Here is a 19,131-nt window from a genome sequence, read left to right as displayed (position 1 = left end):
CGCAGCGAAGCACAGGTCGAGCTCCAACAGTTCTCGACCCCGCCGATGCTGGCCTGGCTGATGGCGAAGGCCGCAGCAGTTGCTGCGCAAGACACGCTTCTCGAACCATCCGCCGGTAATGGCGCCCTTGCGCTTTGGGGCAGCGTCCAGAACGCTTCGCTGCTCCTCAACGAGATCGATCCGGCAAGACGAGACTGCCTCGGCCACATCTTCCCCGCAGCCGCGATCACCACGTATGACGGGGAGCTGATCGCCGACCTGGTGCGCGGCCCTGTTCCGTCGGTCGTGCTGATGAACCCGCCATTCGCCCGCAGCCAGGAACGCGGCAAGGACGGTGAGACCGCCATGCGTCACCTGCGCGGTGCGATCCGAGTGGCTGCAAATGGGGTGAGGATAGTCGCCATCATGCCCGAAGGCTTCGATGCTTCCGCTTTCGCCAAGGCACAGGACGAAGCATCGCTCCTGCTCGATGTCCGCCTGCAGCAGATGTTTCGCCGGACAGGGACGGGGATTGCCGTTCGCCTGGTCGTGATCGACAAGGTGCCTTCTGCGCCTGAGCCAGCGATCACCGGAGATACCGGCGACCTGATCGCGCTCCACGAGCTTGTCACCGCGCTTCCGCGCCGCGCGCAAACATCCGCCAGCCTCCATCGCCTGTCAGTCGGAAAGCCAGTGCGCCTCGTTGGCAAGACTTCGACCCAACGCGCGCCGGTCCGGCCGTTGGCGCCTTTCGCAGCGACACCAGCAGCCACAGCGAATGCGACCAATCTTGCCTATTCGGTCCTAGCCGAACCTGCGCCTGTACCCGAACAGACCGGCATCTACCTGCCCTACAGGCCGAGCCGTATCGCGTTCGAGGATGCGCCGGTCCATCCCACCCCGCTCGTGGAATCGGTCGCCATGGGTTCGGTCGCGGCGCCCCAGCCGGACGTTAGCCCGCGCCTTCCCGCAGGTTGGCAGGCCGACGGCCTTCTGTCCGAAGCGCAGTGCGAGACACTGGTCTACGCTGCGCAGGCATTCGCGCGCAACCTGCCGGGCCAGTTCAAAGTCAGTCAGGAAGGCACCGCGCTGGAACTGTGCGAAGATGGTCACGAATACCGCCAAGGCTTCTTCCTTGGCGACGGAACCGGAGCGGGCAAGGGACGGCAGATCGCCGCGGTCATCATGGACCGCTGGCTCGCAGGCGAACGCCGCCATGTCTGGATCACCAAGAACGAGGCGCTGCTCGAAGATGCGCGCCGCGACTGGGAAGCGCTGGGCGGGCTGCCGCTCGATCTCCAGCCACTCTCACGCTGGAAACTTGGCCACCCTGTGACGATGTCCGAAGGCATTCTCTTCGTCACCTATCCGACGCTGCGGTCGGGGCGCGCCGAGGATACGCGGTTCGATCAGATCCTTGCCTGGGCGGGCGAGGATTTCGACGGCGTGATCGCTTTCGACGAAGCCCATGCCATGGCCAATGCCCTCGGGGGCTCTTCAACCCGCGGCAACGTCGAGGGCTCCGAACAGGGGATGGCGGGCCTCAGGCTACAGAACCATCTGCCGCGCGCCCGCGTGCTCTACGCGTCTGCCACCGGCGCTTCGGATATTGCCAATCTCGGTTACACCTCCCGGCTAGGACTGTGGGGACCCGAGACCGCCTTCCCGACCCACGAGGCGTTCGTGACCGAGATCCGCGCTGGCGGCGTCGCGGTGATGGAGCTCGTCGCCCGCGACCTCAAGGCACAAGGGCTCTACCTTGCCCGTGCGCTGTCCTTTGCCGGGGTCGAGTACGAGATCCTCGAACACAGCCTGACCGAAGCACAGGTACGGATCTACGATGCCTATGCCGATGCTTGGGCGATCATTCACCGCAACCTCGAAGCGGCGCTCGAAGCAACCCGCGTGGTCGACGAGGACAGCGGCGATACGCTCAATCGCAACGCCAAGGCTGCGGCACTGTCGATCTTCGAAGGTACCAAGCAGCGCTTCTTTGCCCAACTCCTGCTTTCGATGAAATTGCCGAGCGTAATTCCCGCGATGGAAGCAGCGCTTGGCGAAAACCATTCGATCGTAGTGCAGCTGGTCTCGACCGCCGAGGCTATGCTCGACCGGCGCCTCGCCGACCTCTCCAACGAAGAACGCGAAGCGCTCGATATCGATCTGTCCCCGCGTGAATATGTCATCGACTACCTCGTCAAAAGCTTCCCGGTGCGCCTGATGCAGGTCTTCGCCGACGAGGACGGAAACCTGCGTTCCGAGGCGATGAGCGACGAGGAGGGCAATCCCGTTTTCTGCCCGCGCGCCATTGCTGCGCGCGATGTACTGATCGAGCAGCTCTGCGCACTGCCGCCCATCGCCACTGCGCTTGACGCAATTATCGAGCACTTTGGCACCGAAGCCGTGGCCGAGGTCACAGGCCGGACTCGCAGGCTGGTCCTGGGCCGAGATGGTCAGCAATGCCTCGAACGGCGAAGCCCCAGCGCCAATGTCGCCGAAGCGCAAAGCTTCATGGAAGGGACCAAGCGCATCTTGGTCTTCTCGGATGCGGGCGGGACGGGGCGATCCTACCATGCCGACCTTGGCTGCCGGAACCAGCAGCGCCGGGTTCATTTCCTGCTCGAGCCGGGCTGGCGCGCTGACAACGCCATCCAAGGGCTCGGCCGCACCAATCGCACCAACCAGGCCTCGGCCCCGCTGTTTCGGCCGGTAACGACCGACGTTAAGGGAGAACGCCGGTTCATCTCGACCATTGCGCGAAGGCTCGACGCATTGGGCGCGCTTACGCGCGGCCAGCGCCAGACCGGCGGACAGAACCTGTTCGACCCGGCCGACAATCTCGAAAGTGATTATGCGCGCGACGCGCTCAGCCGCTGGTTCCAGCTGCTCTATGACGGCAAGCTCGAGGCCACGAGCTTCGGCAACTTCGTTCAAAGGACCGGGCTGCGCCTTGAAAACCCCGATGGCGGGCTTACCGACAATCTCCCCACGATCCAGCGCTGGCTGAACCGCATCCTCGCGCTGCCGATCGCGCTCCAGAACGCCATATTCGAGGAATATCTCGGCCTTGTCGAAGCACGGATCGAAGCCGCGCGCGAGGCCGGAACGTTCGACCAGGGACTGGAAACCGTCAGGGTCGATCGTTTTACCGTCCTGGCAGATGAACACCTGCGCACCGACCCCGTGACCGGAGCCGAGACCCGCCTCGTCTCGCTCGAAGTCACCAGGCACCTTCGGCCTCTGCGATTGCAACGCCTCGTTCGGATGCACGAGATCGGCAGCCCACACGCGATCCCGATGCACAATGCGCGCTCGGGCAAGGTCGCGCTGTCGGTTCCTGTCCGGCGCCTGATCGCCGACGATGGGGCCGTGATCGAACGTCGCCGCCTGCTGCGCCCGCTCAAGTCCGCGAACTGGACACTTCAGGCACTTGCTGAAAGCCACTGGGAAGACATTGGCGTCACCGCGTTCACGAGCGCCTGGCGGGCTGAGGAAGAGGCGGCCGCCGCTTCACCGGTGACCGAGCGCGTCCATCTCGCCACCGGACTACTGCTGCCGGTCTGGAAACGCCTCCCCGGCGATCATGTCCGCGTCACCCGGCTCGTTGCCGAGGACGGCCAGTCGATCATCGGTCGCGAAGTGCTCGATATCGATCTCGCTGCGATTGCCGATACCTTTGGTCTTTCCGGAGTTACCGGTCCGGCGCCAGACCAGATCGGCTACCTCGTCCTCGCCAGCGGCAAACCGCTGGGCCTCGCGAGCCATGATCCTCTCACCGTGAAGCGCTCACTGGTGGGCGGCGAACAGCGCCTTGAACTGACCGGATTCTCGCCCGATCGGCTCGACTGGTACAAGGGCAAAGGCTGCTTCACCGAGATCATCCGCTACCGCACGCGGCTGTTCGTCCCGGTATCAAGAGCCTCTCTGATCCTTCCCGCGCTAGCCGCCTGATCCCTCGAGCAGACCCCAATCTCAGAATGAGAGTGGAGGGAGCCCTTTGGGCTTGTGGGCCTCGTGATCCTCACCTGCGCCTTCATTCCATCAGGAGAACACCCATGATCCAGTCGATTCCCTTGAAGAAGCTCGCTGCGAGCCCGCGTAACGTTCGCAAGTCGAGCGACGTGCTGGCCGACCTCCAGCTGCGGGCAGACATCGCTGCGCGCGGCCTGTTGCAGAACCTTGTCGTGCGCAAAGGAAAGCGCGGCAAGTTCGAAGTCGAGGCCGGCGGTCGCCGTCTCGCCGCGCTGCAGGCGCTGGCCGAAGAGGGCACCTTGCCCGCAAACCACGAAATTACCTGCCTCGTCATCGAAGGCGAGGAAAGCGTAGTGCGCGAGGCCAGCCTTGCCGAGAACTTTCAGCGTCTCGCGATGAACCCCGCTGACGAGGCGCAGGCCTTCGCTTCCATCATCGAGGCAGGGGCTACCCCCGAAGACGTGGCGCGCCGCTTCGGCCTCACCGTCCGGTTCGTCGAAGGACGTCTGCGCCTAGCCTCTCTCGCGCCTTGCGTCTTCGAAGCGCTCGCCGAAGGCACGATCACGCTTGATATGGCCAAGGCCTACGGCGCGATCTCCGACGTGGAGCGCCAAGCGCATGTCTATGCCGAGCTGCAGGACGCCTGGTACCAAATCACGCCCGACACGATCCGGCGCATGGTGCTCGACGCAACCGTTCGTGGCTCCGATCCGCGAGCGGTTCTAGTCGGACGCGATGCCTACCTGACTGCGGGTGGCCGGATCGAACGCGAACTGTTCGACGACGATGCCAGCGAGAGCTGGATCGATATCGCGCTGCTCGAAGACCTCGCGCACAAGGCCATGGAAGAAGCCGCAGAAAAGGCCGCGCTCGAATATGGCCTTGCCTGGGTGCGCCCGACGCTGGGGAACTATGTCAGCCACGACCTTGTTGAAGGTCTCGCTCGTTTGCCCTGCGAGCCTGCGCCGATGACCGAACAGGAAGTGCAGGAATTCAGCGAACTTGAGGCCGGCTACGACCGCGTCGCCGCCGTGCTCGAAGACGAAGACAGCGACGAGGACGAGGTGGCCAAGGCGGAACAGGAACTCGTGGTGATCGACCGCGCCATGCGCGCGCTCAATGATCGGCCGCCGGTGCTTGCCGACGCGCTGAAATCCGAAGCTGGTGCTTTCCTCGTCCTCTCGCGCAATGGCGAACCGACACTGGTCCCGCAGTACTACACGGAGACCGAGGTCATCACCGAAGAAGGTCCTATCGAGGCAGTCGAGGACAGCGGAACGGCGAAGCCCAAGGGCAGCTCGCTGTCGCAGCGCTTGCTCGACGAGCTCGCGATGCAACGCCGCGACATCCTGGCAATCCATCTCGCCAACGACCCGGCACTAGCGCTCGACTTCATGGTCTTCACGCTTGCCGATGCCGATGGGCATGACTGGCGCGTCAGGAAGGCGTCGACGCTGGTCGGTCCGGTGGCGTCCGGCCCGGTCACCGGGTTTGAGGCCAAGGATGCGCCGGCGAGCGCTGCTCTGGCCGAGTTTGCCGGGTCGCTCGATGAAAGCTGGCGTGCTGGCGAGAGCGATGTCGAGCGGTTTGCCAGGTTCCGTGCGCTTACCGACGAGGCGCGCTCGGCCTGGCTTGGTCATGTCGTCTCGCGTGCACTCGTTGCCAGTCTTGCCTGCGAAGGCGAGCGTTCGGTGCCGATGCACGAGGCGCTCGGCTCGCTGCTCGAAATCGAGACCGCGCATTGGTGGCGTCCCACGGCGAACAACTACTTCGACCGGGTGGCTAAGGCCCGCACGCTCGAGGCGCTCGATGCCGCCGGCGGTCCCGAACTGGTCAGTCGCTATGCAGCCTCCAAGAAGGCCGAACTGGCGAGCGCTGCCGAGCGCATCTTCTCCGGCAACTTCATCGGAGAGGCTGAGATTAAAGAACGGGCACAGGCCTGGGTGCCGACATTTATGCGTTTTGCCGGTTCCGAAGAAGTCGAATTGACCGACCACGAAGGAGGCGAGGCGGTCAACGCCGAAGAAACTGACGAGATTGCCGAGCAGGCTGCCTGACCCCTCCTGACAGGTCCAGGTCACTCGGCGGGCGGCCCGTCCCTCTCGGGGCGGGCCGCTTTTTCCATATCAAGCCTTAAGCCGTCCAAAGCCGGTCCAGAATGAGTAATAGAGGTTGGCTATCTACCTTTCGGGAAATGGAGTGTGTCGAGATTGAACAGTCACTCACGACTAAGGTGTAGAAAGCGGGCCCAAACGCACGATTGCCGCCCAGATCAGCAGAACTAACGTCACGGTAGGCACTACCAAGGAGGCGCTGATAGCTATGGCGAGTATCAAGCCCCGGTACCCTCGTTGATGATAACGCCATGAGATCGCGTCAGCCATTGCTCGGTTGATCATTAGCAAGCGAAAAGCGAGCATGGCCCCGAAAGCGGCGGCAAACGCTAAGCCGGCATAGGCAAGGAGACGCCACCGAACTTCTTCGATACCGTCAGCAACGCTGAGACCGACGGCTATCGCAACCCACCATGCCACAAGACGAAGGACATAGTTGGCATATTCAAACAATGGCTTGTCAGGCTCGAGTATTTTTTTGAAGTCTGCACGAAGGAGGATCATCTCGTTCTCTAAGTGCTTTGCGAGAGGTGAGCGGTCTTCGCCATCGGTTTGCGGCTGGCTATCTTCCAATACGTATCCTATCTCGTTGCGCAGCATCATATCGCTAATTCGATAGGGATGCTGTAAATTGCGCTCCTACGACAGGGTCTTCCCTGAGGCCAGCCCGGAAATTATTGATGATCAATAGCAACGTAGCCTCGGATCAATTGAACCGTATTCTGAATTTCTTTCCTCGTGTCGACGGAAAGGCATCTGGTCTTTTTGCAATTAACTCTACTATGCTTGGTGTATTGGCGGCGCGCTTTGACCCAACTGACTTGCATGAATGGTACACCACCCTCAGTTCCGTATTGACGGTTTTGGCTCTCATCTATTCCTTCGTGCAGCTATATATTTGTGCCTATCCTCAAACTAAAGGTGGCAGTGGCTCATACGTCTATTTTCAATCCATCGCGTCGAAGACGGAGAGCACTTTCATCAACGAATTTATCAATCTCGATGAGCAAGATTGGCTCCGAGATCTGTCAGGCCAGATTTGGCGAAACTCGGAGATTTTGTCCGCAAAGTACGCGGCGCTGAAGCAATCTTTCGTCACGACACTAGTGGCTCTGATTCCGTGGGCGCTCGCCATCTCCTTCACTGGTTTTTAGAACTAGCGCCGTGCCAGTAAACGAAGAATTCCTGAACGATCGTGTCGATACGTTGTTTGGCACCACCTTCAATGAACGGGATGGCCGGGTTGTCCCGACCACCGCGGATGTTGCATTGAAGGACGGCGCCGTCAAAATAGACGCTACATTTCTGTATACCGATCTGGCGGGCTCAGCAAAGCTGTCGTCCGTTTGTCCATGGTCGACTACTGCGAAGATTATTCGAGCGTTCTTGGACTGCTCTACGAGACTGATTGTGAAGCATGGAGGTGCCATAAGGAGCTTTGACGGTGATCGCGTGATGGGGGTCTTCATTGGCAATGCAAAGAATAGCAATGCCGCAATTTGCGGACGTGAGATCCACTGGGCCGTGCGGAAAATTATAAGTCCAAAAGCCAGGGCAAAATTTAACTCAGTCAGGAACAATGATATAGAGATTCGAAACTGTTCTGGGATCGACACTGGCGAAGTGAGGGCAGTACGCTCCGGGATAAGAGACAATAACGACCTTATTTGGATTGGTAAGGCAGCGAGTTTTTCTGCAAAGCTATCGGACGTGCGGGACACGGGTTACCACACCTACATTTCGAGCCGCGTTTACAGCAAGCTTAACCACAAGGCCAAGCAAGATGCTGATGGCAACATTGCTTGGACGCGTAGCGAATTCAATTTCGCCGGCAAAACAGAAACTGTTTACAAATCAAACCACTGGAAGAAACCCTAGATCGGGAGCTAGGATACGTATGGATGACTAGGGAATCTATCCGGGGTCATATTGGAGGTTATTTACTTGGGTGGATTGATCGACCGTTTTCAGGGTGACGCGGGGCGCGGCAACCTGATCGATGCCATGCTGCAGCAACAGGTCGTGTGCGGCAACCGGGCTCTCGCCGAGGAACTGGCCGACCGCGCCGAGCTCATCGAGGTAGCGGAAGGCGAAGCGATCATCTCGCAGGGGGGCGACGACAACGACCTCTACCTGATTGTGGCGGGCAGTTTCAGGATCGTAGTAAACGGAAGAGATGTCGCCTCGCGCGGTAGAGGTGACCATATTGGTGAAATGGTCGTGGTCGAACCCTCACAGCATCGCTCAGCTGACGTCGTGGCATCAGAAACGGCGCTAGTCGCGAAGTTTAGCTATGCCGACATATCCGACATCGCGTCCAGACACTCCGACATATATCGCGTAATCGCGAGGACATTGGCGCGGCGTCTCTTGGAACGAAACAAGCTGGTCGGGGCGCACCGCGAGAAGATCAGGGTGTTTGTCATCTCGTCCGCCGAGGCACTGGACGTCGCACGGAAGATCCAGGACGCATTGGCGCACGATGGCTTCGTAGTCCGCTTGTGGACCGACGACGTGTTCAAGGTCGCAAGCTATGCAATTGAATCCCTAGAGACGGAACTTGACGATTCCGACTTCGCCGTCGCGGTTGCGCACAGCGACGACATGACGCTCTTCCGTGGCCAGGACTGGCCAGCGCCACGGGACAACGTCGTATTCGAACTTGGTATGTTTATGGGACGTTTGGGGCGAACGCGCGCTATCCTGATGGAGCCGCGAGAGGAAAAGGTTAAACTTCCCAGCGACCTAGCCGGCGTGACTACCATTCCCTACACCTATGCGGCAGGCAAAGACGCGGCAGCGCTCATGGCTCCCGCGTGCAACGCCTTGCGTTCCCACATCAAGGAGCTGGGTCCATTCAACGGATGACCCCTATACTGCGATAATCATCCACAATCCCTGCGAAAAACTTGTTACACACGTTTTCTTACCCAAAAATGTTCTGCTAACGTTCCGACTGTTATCGAATCAATCGGCGACCACCCATCGGCGGCGTCTATGGAGAAGTTACGGGATGGTTTGGAGCGAAGATCGCGCACGGCAACGCATTGCGAAGTTCATGGAAAGTGTTCCCGAAGGCGACATCAAGGTCGAGGACTTCCGGAGCTATCTGACCGAGGCGAGGGTTCAGAAAGGCTTCGCTGTCGATACTGCCATGCGAGCCGCGTTGCTGGACATCCCGCGGAACCGAGCCATTACGACAAACGGGGTTCATGTCTACGCAAACCTAATCGACTTTAATGACGTTCTCACTGAAGCGGGTAGGGAGACACCTGCGAGCCATCAGCGTGCGCTCGAATTCCTCCATGCTCACTATCGTGCCTGCGACGAACTGATCGATGAGTTCGATATGCAACGGGTGGACTTCCACGGTTCGCGACTTCACGCCGTTGTGCTCACTCCAGACGGAGCTGACGCGGAAGGTGATCGTGTCCGCGTCGCTGTGGCCTTTGCGGCGGCATTCCGCGAGATGGTGGAGCGGCTGGGTGACGACCATCCCAACTTCAAGACAAGTGTTTGCATCGGCATCGACAGCGGCTCAGCAGTCGCGATCGATTCAGGACGACGCGACGAGCGCGAACCATTGTTCATCGGAAGTCCGGCAAATCATGCCGCGAAGCTGGCAGACGGCGATGTCGAAGGGCTGAACCTTAGTAACAGGGCAGCAACGGCGCTGGGACAGAACGCCGATCCGTTCAATGGCAAGGTAGTGCTTACCGAGGATGTTGAACGTGGCTACCTCGGTCAGGATGTCGTAACCGCGAACGTCCGGCGCAGCGTCAATGAGCGATTGGAAAAGGCCTATGCGGCAGTCACAGCGAACTTCGAGATGCGCAAAAGTGATGGTGGTGGTGAAGCTGTCTTCCGCTTCCACCACAAAGAACCGCCGCTGAAGGACATCGACTACGCCAACCATCCGCCGAGTAACGCCATCCGCATGGACCTCGCTTCGATTTTCGCGGACGTAGACAACTTCACCGCTTATATCGACGGCGCAATCACATCAGGACGGATAGCCGAGGCGGTGGCCAATCTTCACGTTATCCGCGCCGAGATGGGTGCCGTGTTGCGCGACGACTTCGGCGGGCGCAAGGTGCGCTATATCGGCGACTGCATCCATGGGCTCTTGGCTGAAGGCGACAAGGCAAATACCGACGCGATGGCGACAATGAAATCGTCAGTGTCGGCTGCCGCCGGGCTGCGATCCTCCTTCGAGCTATGCCGTGAGATGCTGCCGGGTACCGAAAATCTGGGACTGGCTATCGGTATCGAGTTCGGAAGCACGCCCATCTGCCGACTGGGGCTCAGGGGAGAAGCCAGCGTCCGTGCGGCCGCAAGTAAGGCTACCTGCGTTTCTGAAGCAGAGCAAAGGCGCTGCGAGGGGCACCAGACTGCCCTTGGAGATAGAGCGTTCAGGGAGTCACCGGCGACAGTCCGCGAGGCCTTCTCGGCGGATCGGATCCTCGACAACTTAGATGTCGACACGGCCGAGGTTCTCTTTGGCACCATGCCGTCTCCCTATTTAAACACCGGTGCAGAACCCGATCCTATGCGCGCGCACGAACCGGAGGCCTCCACGCCGATGCGAGCGCATGATCTGCGGTGAAGTCTGCACTCGATTTGCTGGGCGCCAGAGTCCCAGCCTGGTTCTCCATCGAACAGCTTGCACGAGAAACACTCGTGGGTCGCGTGCGACTAACCAAATCACCTTGGACGGAGGGTCTCCAACTTTATATCTTCGGCGATCCGAAGCCGAAAGTGCGCGAGATGGTGCCCGGCACCGGCCTACCTGCTCGGTGTCCTGAACGTCACATTCAGTTCGACAGGACGTTCTGCCTCGGCCTCCGCTATCTGACGGTTCGCTCCGCTTCTGATGCCGACAATTGGTGGACGCAGCTCCATCAGTTCATCCGCTGCCAGATGGTCGCGGAGAGGACACGCGTCTGGCCTCCCAACCAAGCTCTCGACCATGGCGATGCCGGGAAGCATCACGAAAAGGCCCTCAAGCTGGCCAATGAGGCTGGGCTCGACGACGAATATGCCGCGGCTAGATTGGGCGAGCCTAGCTGGATCACGGATCCGACGTTGCATCTCTTCGACAAAAAGGGCCAGCCCATAAATGGGAGGGCGCTATGTCCCCGTGGCTGTCTGCGACGTGCTAGGGGGCGCAAGGTGCGCACGTTACGCGCAGACTGCGATAAGCGTGCTAACATTGTGGAACTGGCCCATACAGAGAAAAAACGACGCGTGGCGCTGGAGGACTATTGGCAGCATGTGTTTGCTGAGGGAGTGAAATGCTGCAGGACCATGCGAGGCTGTCGGCTAGCGGAACATGAAGATCAAGCGGCTAAAGATGATAGGTCGTCGTGAGATTATCAGATGACGACTGTACCGCACGATTTGTATAATTCTGGTTTGCCAACTGATCAGTTTGAATGTGGCATTTTGCCAGAATTGCACCAATTCAATATCCGAAAATTGAGAGCGTAACAGAGCTCTGAGGAGAGAAGAGTGAGCTCTTCCTGTGTGTTCCGGGACAATTCCGTCTCGGCGATCAGGAGATCTCCCATGACCAAGTATCGCCGCAGTGCTTCGACCTCGCCAGCGGAGCGTATTACTGCCGCCATAATCGAAAAACTCGAGCAAGGCACAAAACCCTGGGTAAAGCCGTGGCGCGGTGTGCCGGTTTCACGCCCGTTGCGCTCCTGCGGAACGCCCTATCGCGGCATGAACACTTTCTGGTTGTGGATGGTGTCTGATGGCTGTGGCTACACTTCGCCATACTGGATGACATACCGGCAGTGTCAGGCGCTTGGTGGACAGGTCCGCAAGGGCGAAAAGTCGACCATCGCAATCTTCTACAAGAGCTACACCAAGGAGGTCGAGAACGCCGAAGGCGAGGCTGACACCGAGAACCGGCGCGTGCTCAAGGCCTATGCCGTGTTCAATGCCGACCAGTGCGACGGCCTTCCCGACTTCTACCATCCCAAGCCACTGGTTGCCTCGCTGGAGCCCGATGGACGAGAAGATCGCCTTGATGCCTTCATTGCTCATGTCGGCGCAGACCTGCGCCACCATGGTGCGCAGGCTTACTATGAGCCGTTGCGCGACCGGGTCACCATGCCGCCAGCCGAGCTCTTCGAAGCCTACGACCACTATTACGCGACGCTTGCACACGAGCTATCGCACTGGACGGGGCATTCCTCGCGCCTCAATCGCGATCTCAAGAACCGGTTTGGCAGCGAGGCCTATGCTGCCGAAGAACTGATCGCCGAACTGTCCTCGGCCATTCTTGGGGCCGAACTGGGCCTTCCAGTCACCCACCTCGACCATCACGCCAGCTACATCGCGTCCTGGCTCAAGATCCTCAGATCGGACGAACGCGCGATCCTGACGGCTGCAGCAAAGGCCGAGGAAGCGGCAAGCCTGTTACTCGAACTGGGTGGCCAGCAATCTAGCGAAGGCGAGACCGACATCGATCTTGCCGATGCAGCCTGAGGAGCAGTGAGATGGGACGTTCTGTCAGTTATCCGACAGGCTCTCTGGTGACCTTTCGCCTGCTTGATGACGGCGAAGACGACGATATCGACTGGGTCTACGAGTGCCTCGTCGACGAGATCATCGATACCGCGAAAGCGGCCTTTCCCTCTTTCGAGCGCTTCGACGGATGGCGTGACCGCGAAGATCGTATCCTCCTGCGCAACGCCTTCGCCGATTGCGGCATATCGACCTATTGCGGCCTTGCCGCGATCTGGCTCGCCGAACGCGACGATGCCCGGTACTGGGAGGCTGATTTCTGCAACCCACGAGCGGCGAGGGCACAGCACTGGCTCGACCAGGTGTCGGCAAGGTTCATCGAATTGTTCGGTGAGCTGCGCATGGTCGGTCGGTTCTCGAATGGCGAAGCGATCTTCGAGCGCTCCCGATCCACCAGCGACACCGGGTTTTGATCCTGCCTCATCCCGGTCCGCCGGGAGAGGCCCTTGGGCCGGTCGGGGCGCGCCGCAACCTGCGGCCCGTCGGCCCGTGTTGCCCGCGCCAGCCTAGGGCCGCAGGTTTCCCGCTGCGCGGTGCGTCACGCCCCTTTTACCGGCCCTGATCGGGCTCCGGCGGACAGGATCGAGGCAATGGTGCCTCCTCTCCTTGTCCCCGCGATCAGGAGACACCCCATGTACGACAGCTTCATCGAGCAATTGAGCGGCCTCGACCTTTCAGGCCTCACCATCAGGCCAGCCCCGTTCAACGAAACCGACTTTCCCTGCGAGGACGCGATCGAGCAGACCCTCGCTGCAGTCTGGTCCGATCTTTTCGCGATGTTTTCCGACACGGCCCTGGAGGCCGATGCCGAGGACATTGCATGGGGCGTGGTCAATCTCTTTCACCGTGCCGCCAGCCGGAAGTCCGCTCAGCTCGACCGGGCCAGCGACGAGATCCGGGTCCTCCTCGCATCAGCGGATGGCTCCGAAGTGCACTCGAGCAATCTTGAAGAGCAGGTCGAGCGCGCGCAGGCTGCCGAAGCCAGCATGCTGGCCTTCGAACAGATGCGCGAGGCTGCGGCAGCACTCTATCGCGACGAGACCGGTTCCTCGTGGAAGCCCGTTTCCGGCTCGCGCACGAGCCATTCGCGCCACCTTACCTCGGCTGTGATCGATGCCCGCGATTTCCTCCGCGCGCGTGCCGAGAACCGGCGTCATGCCCTGATCCCGGAAGGAACTCCAATCGTCTTTGCCGGTGGTCGTCAGATCTTCGAGAGCGCCGAGGACGCGCGCGTTTATGCCGACAATATCTGGGCGACGCTGGACAAGGTGCGCGATGCGGTTCCCGATCTCTTCCTGGTCCATGGCGGCGACGGCAAGGGTGCCGATCGCCTGGCCGCAAGCTGGGCCGAACGCCGCGAAGTCCAGCAGCTGACCTATTCGCTCGATCGTCGGCTTGGTGCCCGCGCCGGGTTCAAGCGCAACGAGCAGATGCTTTCGCTGGGTCCGCGTTACGTCGTCGCCTTTCCGGGCAATGGTGTAACCGAACGGCTTGTCATCGATGCCAAGGCGCGCCGTATCACCGTAGTCGATCGTCGCGGCCTCTTGGGTACCTCTCCCGGGCCCTGAGGACCCTTCGTCATCCATATCTGAATTGCCTGGATGTGCATTCGGCGCGGACCCGACTATGGACCGGTCATGCAACTTGACGATCTGCTACAGCGCTACTTTGCCACCAGCGACCTTTCCGGGGTTGCCCCCGACACCTTTGCAGCCGGCATTGAGCATTGCCGGGTCGATCTCGGCCTTGAGAAGGACCGGGGCAAGCGCTTTGCACTGTGGTCGTTCCTGCACATGTTCGGGTCCGCCCCCGATCTTGATGTGGCCTTCGAGAACGATGAAGACCGGGAAGCAGCCCGCAACTTCATGGATCTACTGGCGGCATCGGAAGGCGATGGAGCAGGCTGATTGCAGCAGGGTCTTGGCAGCTTCAGACCCGCACCCGATACCCATCCGGCTTTCTTCGCGAACAGTCCTGAACCAGGTCAGCTGAGGACAGCAACCCGTTCCTTTCCGGCCGTGTGGTCGCGCTTCGCGCGCCTGCCCGCACCACCCGTCATGAACCGGTTTCCCTTCGGCCCTTCAGGCCTGCGGTGCAGTCCTCCCATGTCCTGCTTCTTCTGGATGTTCGCAAGCCGGAGATGGTCTCCGGTTTGAGGAACCGAAGGAACTTTCATCATGACCAATATCGCAATCCTCACCGGCCGCATCGCTCGCGATCCCGACACCCGCGAGACCAAGGGCGGCACCAATGTCACCGGGATCACCGTCGTCACCGATCGCCCCGCACGGGACAAGGACGGCAAGACCTACAAGGATGAGAACGGCTACACCGCCAAGGAAAGCGAGTTCCACCGGGTGACCTGCTTCAACGGCCTCGCCAAAACCGTCGGTCAGTACTGCTCCAAGGGCCAGCTGGTATCGGTCCAGGGCCGCATCCACTACACCCAATGGGAGGACAAGGACGGGGTTACGCGCTACGGCACCGAGATCCTCGCCGACAAGGTCGACTTTCTCTCCCGCGGTAACGGCTCGGGTGACGACAACGACAACACCGACGCTCCCGAGATCGACTGAACTCTCCCGTCGGTCTCCCTCCCGAAGGGGTCCTGTCCTACCGGACAGGGCCCCTTCTTACTGTTCCTACTCTTCTGATGACTCGTCGGTGCGAGAAGATGAGCGAGCCGGTGGAAGCAGCCTCCGCAGAGATGCTTCTTCGCCGAGCTTTCCGAGCTCTCCGGCAACTATTGCGAGCGCCTTCTTCGAGAAGGTCTCAAGTCCCGTGCCCAGGATGATGCGGCCCAGTTCAAGGGCGGCTTGCTCCTCAAGTTGTTTCTGGCGCTCGGCGAGTGCCAGCCGGTCGGATTCGAGTTTCCGGAGTGCTGCGACAGCGCTTCGTTTGGTTGGCATCGGGGTTCCTTTCCTGCACCCCTCGGTGGATCCTCCCTTCGATCAACATGCACCCGGGCACAGCCTGTAGGAAAGTCCAATCGCGCAGGTCGTCCCTTGCACTACGTAACGGAGCGGGGGAGGGGGCTGGCTCACCGAGTTCCAAGGGTGATGGGCATAGGGGCGGCGCGTCAAGGACGGCGGGGCCCCACCATTTTGCCTCCCCTGCGCTTTGCTCCGGTCCGACAAAATCGTTGCCCCCACCGCCGCTTCGCGGTCGCCCTCGGGGCGATCCCTGACCCGCCGGCCCCATGCCCCTCCGCCTGTTTCCTGTCGTCTCAGCGACAGGTTTCAGGAGGATATCATGACTGCACTCAGCACCTTGGACACGAACGCGCACAGCTATTTCGAAGCGCTTGCAGTTGCCGAAAGGCGCGCCCTGCACAGTTTCTTCGACCAGCACGTGGTGGAAGATGAAGACCTGGGCTACTTCGCCCTGGACGAGGGTGACTACAACGCGCTGCCTACGCATCTCGCCAGCCGCGTGGTGCACACGGTCCATGGGGCCATGCTGGACGAATACTGACGACCATACGAGGGCAGGAGCCGGTGACGGTTCCTGCCCTTTTTTCGTGTTCGCTGGCACTGGAGCGGGACGAAAAGCGGAACGGGGCTGGGGTCGCGCTCGGTCCCGCCCCGCCTTCGGCGGTGCTCCTGCGGGCGCGGCCTTCTTGTTCTGGGCCCCGCACGCACTCCCGAACGACAGCGGGTCGGACCGGCGCGGTGCCGCGGGAACCGACAGGCCCCGGTCCCGGGCACCGCACGCGCTCCTTTGCCGCCGCCTTTGCGGGGGGTGCGGTCCTTGTGCGTATTATTCGTTCAGTTGCAGATCAGGCTCGTTTACCGCCCCGAACTGGTTGCTCGCGCCGCCAAGGGCATTGCTGGAAAATGCCTTCGAGAACGGAACGACCAGGGTCACCGGATTTCGCCGCGCAATGGGGAACAGAATTGGCACACCGTACGCAGCTCTGCCGCAGAAAGGTATTATTTACCAAACGGTTGCCTGAGTTTGTTCCTCGAAATCGAGGAGCAGAACAATGGGTGCAAATGGCCATTTGCTACCTGAAAAATCAAGCCAGAATCACTTGATTTCCGGAGCGTCTGATGAGCGCGAGGGGAAGGGTGACCCAAGCGCGCGGAGGGTAAGGCTCAACGGCAATATCGCCCGGCGCAAGCCTGGCAACGAAATGATTGAGTATTGGGATGAAGACCTGCCGGGCTTTGGCCTGCGGTTGCATCCCTCAGGACGACGGACCTGGTTCGTGATGTTCCGGCAGCGCCGCAAACAGCGGCGCGTTTCGCTCGGCACATCGCGTCAGATCACCGCAAGGCAAGCGCGAAGACTGGCGCGCGACAAGCTGATCGAGGTGGCGCTTGACGGTCTGCCGACACGCAAGACTGGCAGGTCGGGCTCCAAACAGGCGCCGTTGATGCGCGATTACGCCGAACACTTCTGGGCAGATTATGCGCGGCACTGGAAACCAAGCACCCGGCGCGGCAACCGTGGCAGCATCAAACGCCATATCCTTCCGGCTTTCGGCAATCGCCGTGTCGATGAGATCACCAAGGCTGATGTCTTGTTCTGGCGCGACGGATTTGCCGAGCGGACTGGCACTTTCAATCGAACCATTCCGATCCTGTCAGTGATGATGAGCTATGCCGAGAAGCTGGGCCTTCGACCGCGTGGATCGAACCCATGCCGAGGCACGCCGCGCTACAAGCGTAAACGGATGGAGCGTTTCCTTTCCGCCCGTGAATATGGGCAACTGGCGACCGTGTTGAATGACTGCGAAAAGAAGATTCCACTCGTCGTCGCGGCGATCCGTCTCTTGATCTACACCGGCGCGCGCTGCGGCGAGATCGAGAAGCTTCGCTGGGAGTGGGTGCAGGAACTTCGCTTGATGCTGCCGGACAGCAAAACCGGGGCGAAGATCGTCTATCTCAATCGGCAGGCTGTGAGCGCCATCGCATCGATCCCGGATCGAAAGGCGAGCGGGCTGCTTTTCCCCTCGGCGCGTGATCCCAATAGGCCGGCGAAGCTGAGCATGTACTGGCCGGAAATCCGCAATCGCGCCGCATTGCCCGACGTGCGCCTGCATGACCTGCGTCATAGCTTCGCTTCGACCGCCATTCGCGACAACATCTCGCTGATGGTGATTGGCAAGCTGCTCGGCCACGCCCTCGCTGAAACGACATCGCGCTACGCGCATCTCTCGGATGAAGTGGTAGCCGATGCTGCCGAGCGTGTTTCTGGATCGATTGCACGACTGGTGGGAGTGGGCCGATGAACGCGCACACTCTCAAGTCCATCGTCGCTGAGGAAATGGGGTCGATGAAGATCGTCGCGATTGGCAGGACCGATGGCGACAGTCAGTTGCGGCAAACGATCTGGTCGAATCAATTGCCGGGCTTTGGCATCCGACACTATGCCAGCGGACGGAGAATTTACATTGTTCAGGCGGCGATGCAGGGGCGCACACGCACCGTGACGATCGGCAATGCCAAGGTGCTGAGCAAGGCGAGGGCGATGGATGTAGCTCGCCGCGTTCTGCTCCGCGCGCAGGTGGGTCAGAACCCTGCCGAGAAATGCAAGCAGCGACGCAAGGTGCCGCTCTATTCCGACTTTCTCGATACCTATTGGCAGAAGGTCGCGCCGAGCTGGAAGCCATCGACACAGACGACGCATGGTCTTTATCGCCAGAACTATCTGCAATCGGCATTCGCAGGGCTGTTCCTCGACGAGATCGACGAAGCTCAGGTCCAGGATTGGTTCAATCGCGTAACCGACATCGGAGGTCCGGGCGCTGCCAACCGGTCTTATGAAATCCTGCGCGCCTTGATGAACAAGGCGGAGGAGTGGGGTATCAAAGCAGAGGGTTCGAACCCCTGCATTGCAGTCCGCATGAATCGGCGGCGCAAGTGCGAGCGTTTCCTGTCCGACCAGGAGTTCCAGAGGCTGGGCGAGGCACTCAACAAACGCCGTAACTCGCACCCACTTCATTGTGCGGCGCTTTACCTGTTGATGCTGACCGGGTGCCGTAAGTCAGAGATTACCGGGCTGTTGTGGAGCGAGGTGAAGGCGCGGCGCTTGCGACTGACTGACAGCAAGACTGGACCGCGCACGGTATGGCTTGGCGAAGCCGCATGGACGATCCTGCAATGTCTGCCACGCCACAAGGACCACCCCGAGGTATTCTGGAATCCGAGGACACGCCGACCTCTGGTCGTGGATGAATGTTGGAAAGATGTGCGTGCGGAGGCGCAACTGCCGGGGGTGCGCCTCCACGACTTGCGGCACAGTTTCGCCAGCCACGCGGCTGCCCGCTCAGAAACCCTGCCAATGATCGGCAAATTGCTTGGTCACAGGCATGTGACCACCACCGCCCGCTACGCGCATCTTGACGATGGCCCGGTCATCGAAGCCGGGCAGCGGGTTGGCGACCTGATCGAAGAAATGATGGGCAATAGCCAACCATTGAACCATAACACTATGTATGATAGTCAGGTGGTGCTGTGAACCTTAAGAACCCGCGCATCCGCATCTAGGCCAACCGCTGGTTTGCCAAGTACGCAGCAAAGGA

17 protein-coding genes are annotated in these 19,131 nt (G+C 60.5%); 15 read left to right on the top strand and 2 right to left on the bottom strand.

Annotated features, from left to right (window positions below; all coding sequences use genetic code 11):
* Both VR863_RS07595 and VR863_RS07590 read left to right on the top strand, forming a co-directional pair.
* On the top strand, positions 1-3,930 hold a 3,930-nt coding region (locus VR863_RS07595), incomplete at its 5' end, for a strawberry notch family protein (protein WP_324827860.1).
* Between the two features lie 104 nt (positions 3,931-4,034).
* Positions 4,035-6,008, top strand: coding sequence for a ParB/RepB/Spo0J family partition protein (locus VR863_RS07590; protein WP_324827859.1), 1,974 nt, complete (start codon positions 4,035-4,037; stop codon positions 6,006-6,008).
* Positions 6,009-6,179: 171 nt separating this feature from the next.
* Here VR863_RS07590 and VR863_RS07585 read toward each other — a convergent pair whose 3' ends face one another.
* Positions 6,180-6,668 carry a hypothetical protein gene (locus VR863_RS07585; RefSeq protein ID WP_324827858.1) on the bottom strand — a complete coding sequence of 163 codons (489 nt, stop codon included), beginning with the start codon at positions 6,666-6,668 and terminating at the stop codon, positions 6,180-6,182.
* 77 nt (positions 6,669-6,745) lie between these two features.
* Between VR863_RS07585 and VR863_RS07580 the strand changes: the two genes are divergently transcribed.
* The 10 genes from VR863_RS07580 (at position 6,746) to VR863_RS07540 (ending at position 15,178) form a co-directional block, all read left to right on the top strand.
* Entirely contained in the window at positions 6,746-7,219 is a 474-nt protein-coding gene (locus VR863_RS07580) for a Pycsar system effector family protein (protein WP_324827857.1), read from the top strand.
* Positions 7,220-7,229: 10 nt separating this feature from the next.
* Positions 7,230-7,943, top strand: coding sequence for an adenylate/guanylate cyclase domain-containing protein (locus VR863_RS07575; RefSeq protein WP_324827856.1), 714 nt, complete (start codon positions 7,230-7,232; stop codon positions 7,941-7,943).
* A gap of 66 nt (positions 7,944-8,009) precedes the next feature.
* Entirely contained in the window at positions 8,010-8,933 is a 924-nt protein-coding gene (locus VR863_RS07570) for a TIR domain-containing protein (protein WP_324827855.1), read from the top strand.
* Positions 8,934-9,078: 145 nt separating this feature from the next.
* Positions 9,079-10,671: an adenylate/guanylate cyclase domain-containing protein gene (locus VR863_RS07565; protein ID WP_324827854.1), complete on the top strand. Its 1,593-nt coding sequence runs from the start codon at positions 9,079-9,081 to the stop codon at positions 10,669-10,671.
* The gene (locus tag VR863_RS14920) at positions 10,668-11,435 is read left to right on the top strand and encodes an E2 domain-containing protein (RefSeq protein WP_353545346.1); all 768 of its coding nucleotides are present in this window, start codon (positions 10,668-10,670) and stop codon (positions 11,433-11,435) included. The genes VR863_RS07565 and VR863_RS14920 overlap by 4 nt, the downstream gene beginning before the upstream one ends.
* 198 nt (positions 11,436-11,633) lie before the next feature.
* Complete coding sequence (locus tag VR863_RS07560; protein WP_324827853.1) at positions 11,634-12,563, top strand: ArdC family protein; 930 nt, start codon at positions 11,634-11,636, stop codon at positions 12,561-12,563.
* Positions 12,564-12,574: 11 nt separating this feature from the next.
* Positions 12,575-13,015: a hypothetical protein gene (locus VR863_RS07555; RefSeq protein ID WP_324827852.1), complete on the top strand. Its 441-nt coding sequence runs from the start codon at positions 12,575-12,577 to the stop codon at positions 13,013-13,015.
* 219 nt (positions 13,016-13,234) lie between these two features.
* A complete protein-coding gene (locus VR863_RS07550) occupies positions 13,235-14,170 on the top strand; it encodes a DUF2493 domain-containing protein (protein WP_324827851.1) in 936 nt (311 codons plus the stop codon).
* Between the two features lie 69 nt (positions 14,171-14,239).
* The gene (locus tag VR863_RS07545) at positions 14,240-14,509 is read left to right on the top strand and encodes a hypothetical protein (protein ID WP_324827850.1); all 270 of its coding nucleotides are present in this window, start codon (positions 14,240-14,242) and stop codon (positions 14,507-14,509) included.
* A 270-nt stretch (positions 14,510-14,779) separates the two neighbouring features.
* A complete protein-coding gene (locus VR863_RS07540) occupies positions 14,780-15,178 on the top strand; it encodes a single-stranded DNA-binding protein (protein WP_119594256.1) in 399 nt (132 codons plus the stop codon).
* Between the two features lie 66 nt (positions 15,179-15,244).
* On the opposite strand, the gene VR863_RS07535 is transcribed toward VR863_RS07540, so the two are convergent.
* Positions 15,245-15,511, bottom strand: coding sequence for a DUF6437 family protein (locus VR863_RS07535; RefSeq protein WP_324827849.1), 267 nt, complete (start codon positions 15,509-15,511; stop codon positions 15,245-15,247).
* A 343-nt stretch (positions 15,512-15,854) separates the two neighbouring features.
* On the opposite strand from VR863_RS07535, the gene VR863_RS07530 reads away from it, so the two are divergent.
* The 3 genes from VR863_RS07530 to VR863_RS07520 all read left to right on the top strand — a co-directional run bounded on the left by VR863_RS07530 (position 15,855) and on the right by VR863_RS07520 (position 19,067).
* Positions 15,855-16,076, top strand: a complete 222-nt coding sequence (locus VR863_RS07530) for a hypothetical protein (RefSeq protein ID WP_324827848.1) — start codon at positions 15,855-15,857, stop codon at positions 16,074-16,076.
* A 511-nt stretch (positions 16,077-16,587) separates the two neighbouring features.
* Entirely contained in the window at positions 16,588-17,838 is a 1,251-nt protein-coding gene (locus VR863_RS07525) for a tyrosine-type recombinase/integrase (protein ID WP_324827847.1), read from the top strand.
* Entirely contained in the window at positions 17,835-19,067 is a 1,233-nt protein-coding gene (locus tag VR863_RS07520; RefSeq protein ID WP_324827846.1) for a tyrosine-type recombinase/integrase, read from the top strand. The genes VR863_RS07525 and VR863_RS07520 overlap by 4 nt, the downstream gene beginning before the upstream one ends.
* Positions 19,068-19,131: the final 64 nt, after the last annotated feature.

Origin of the sequence: Qipengyuania zhejiangensis (assembly GCF_035607565.1) — a bacterium.
Lineage (GTDB): Bacteria > Pseudomonadota > Alphaproteobacteria > Sphingomonadales > Sphingomonadaceae > Qipengyuania > Qipengyuania zhejiangensis.
Note: the sequence above shows the minus strand (reverse complement) of the source record. Positions and strands in the feature narration are given on the sequence as shown.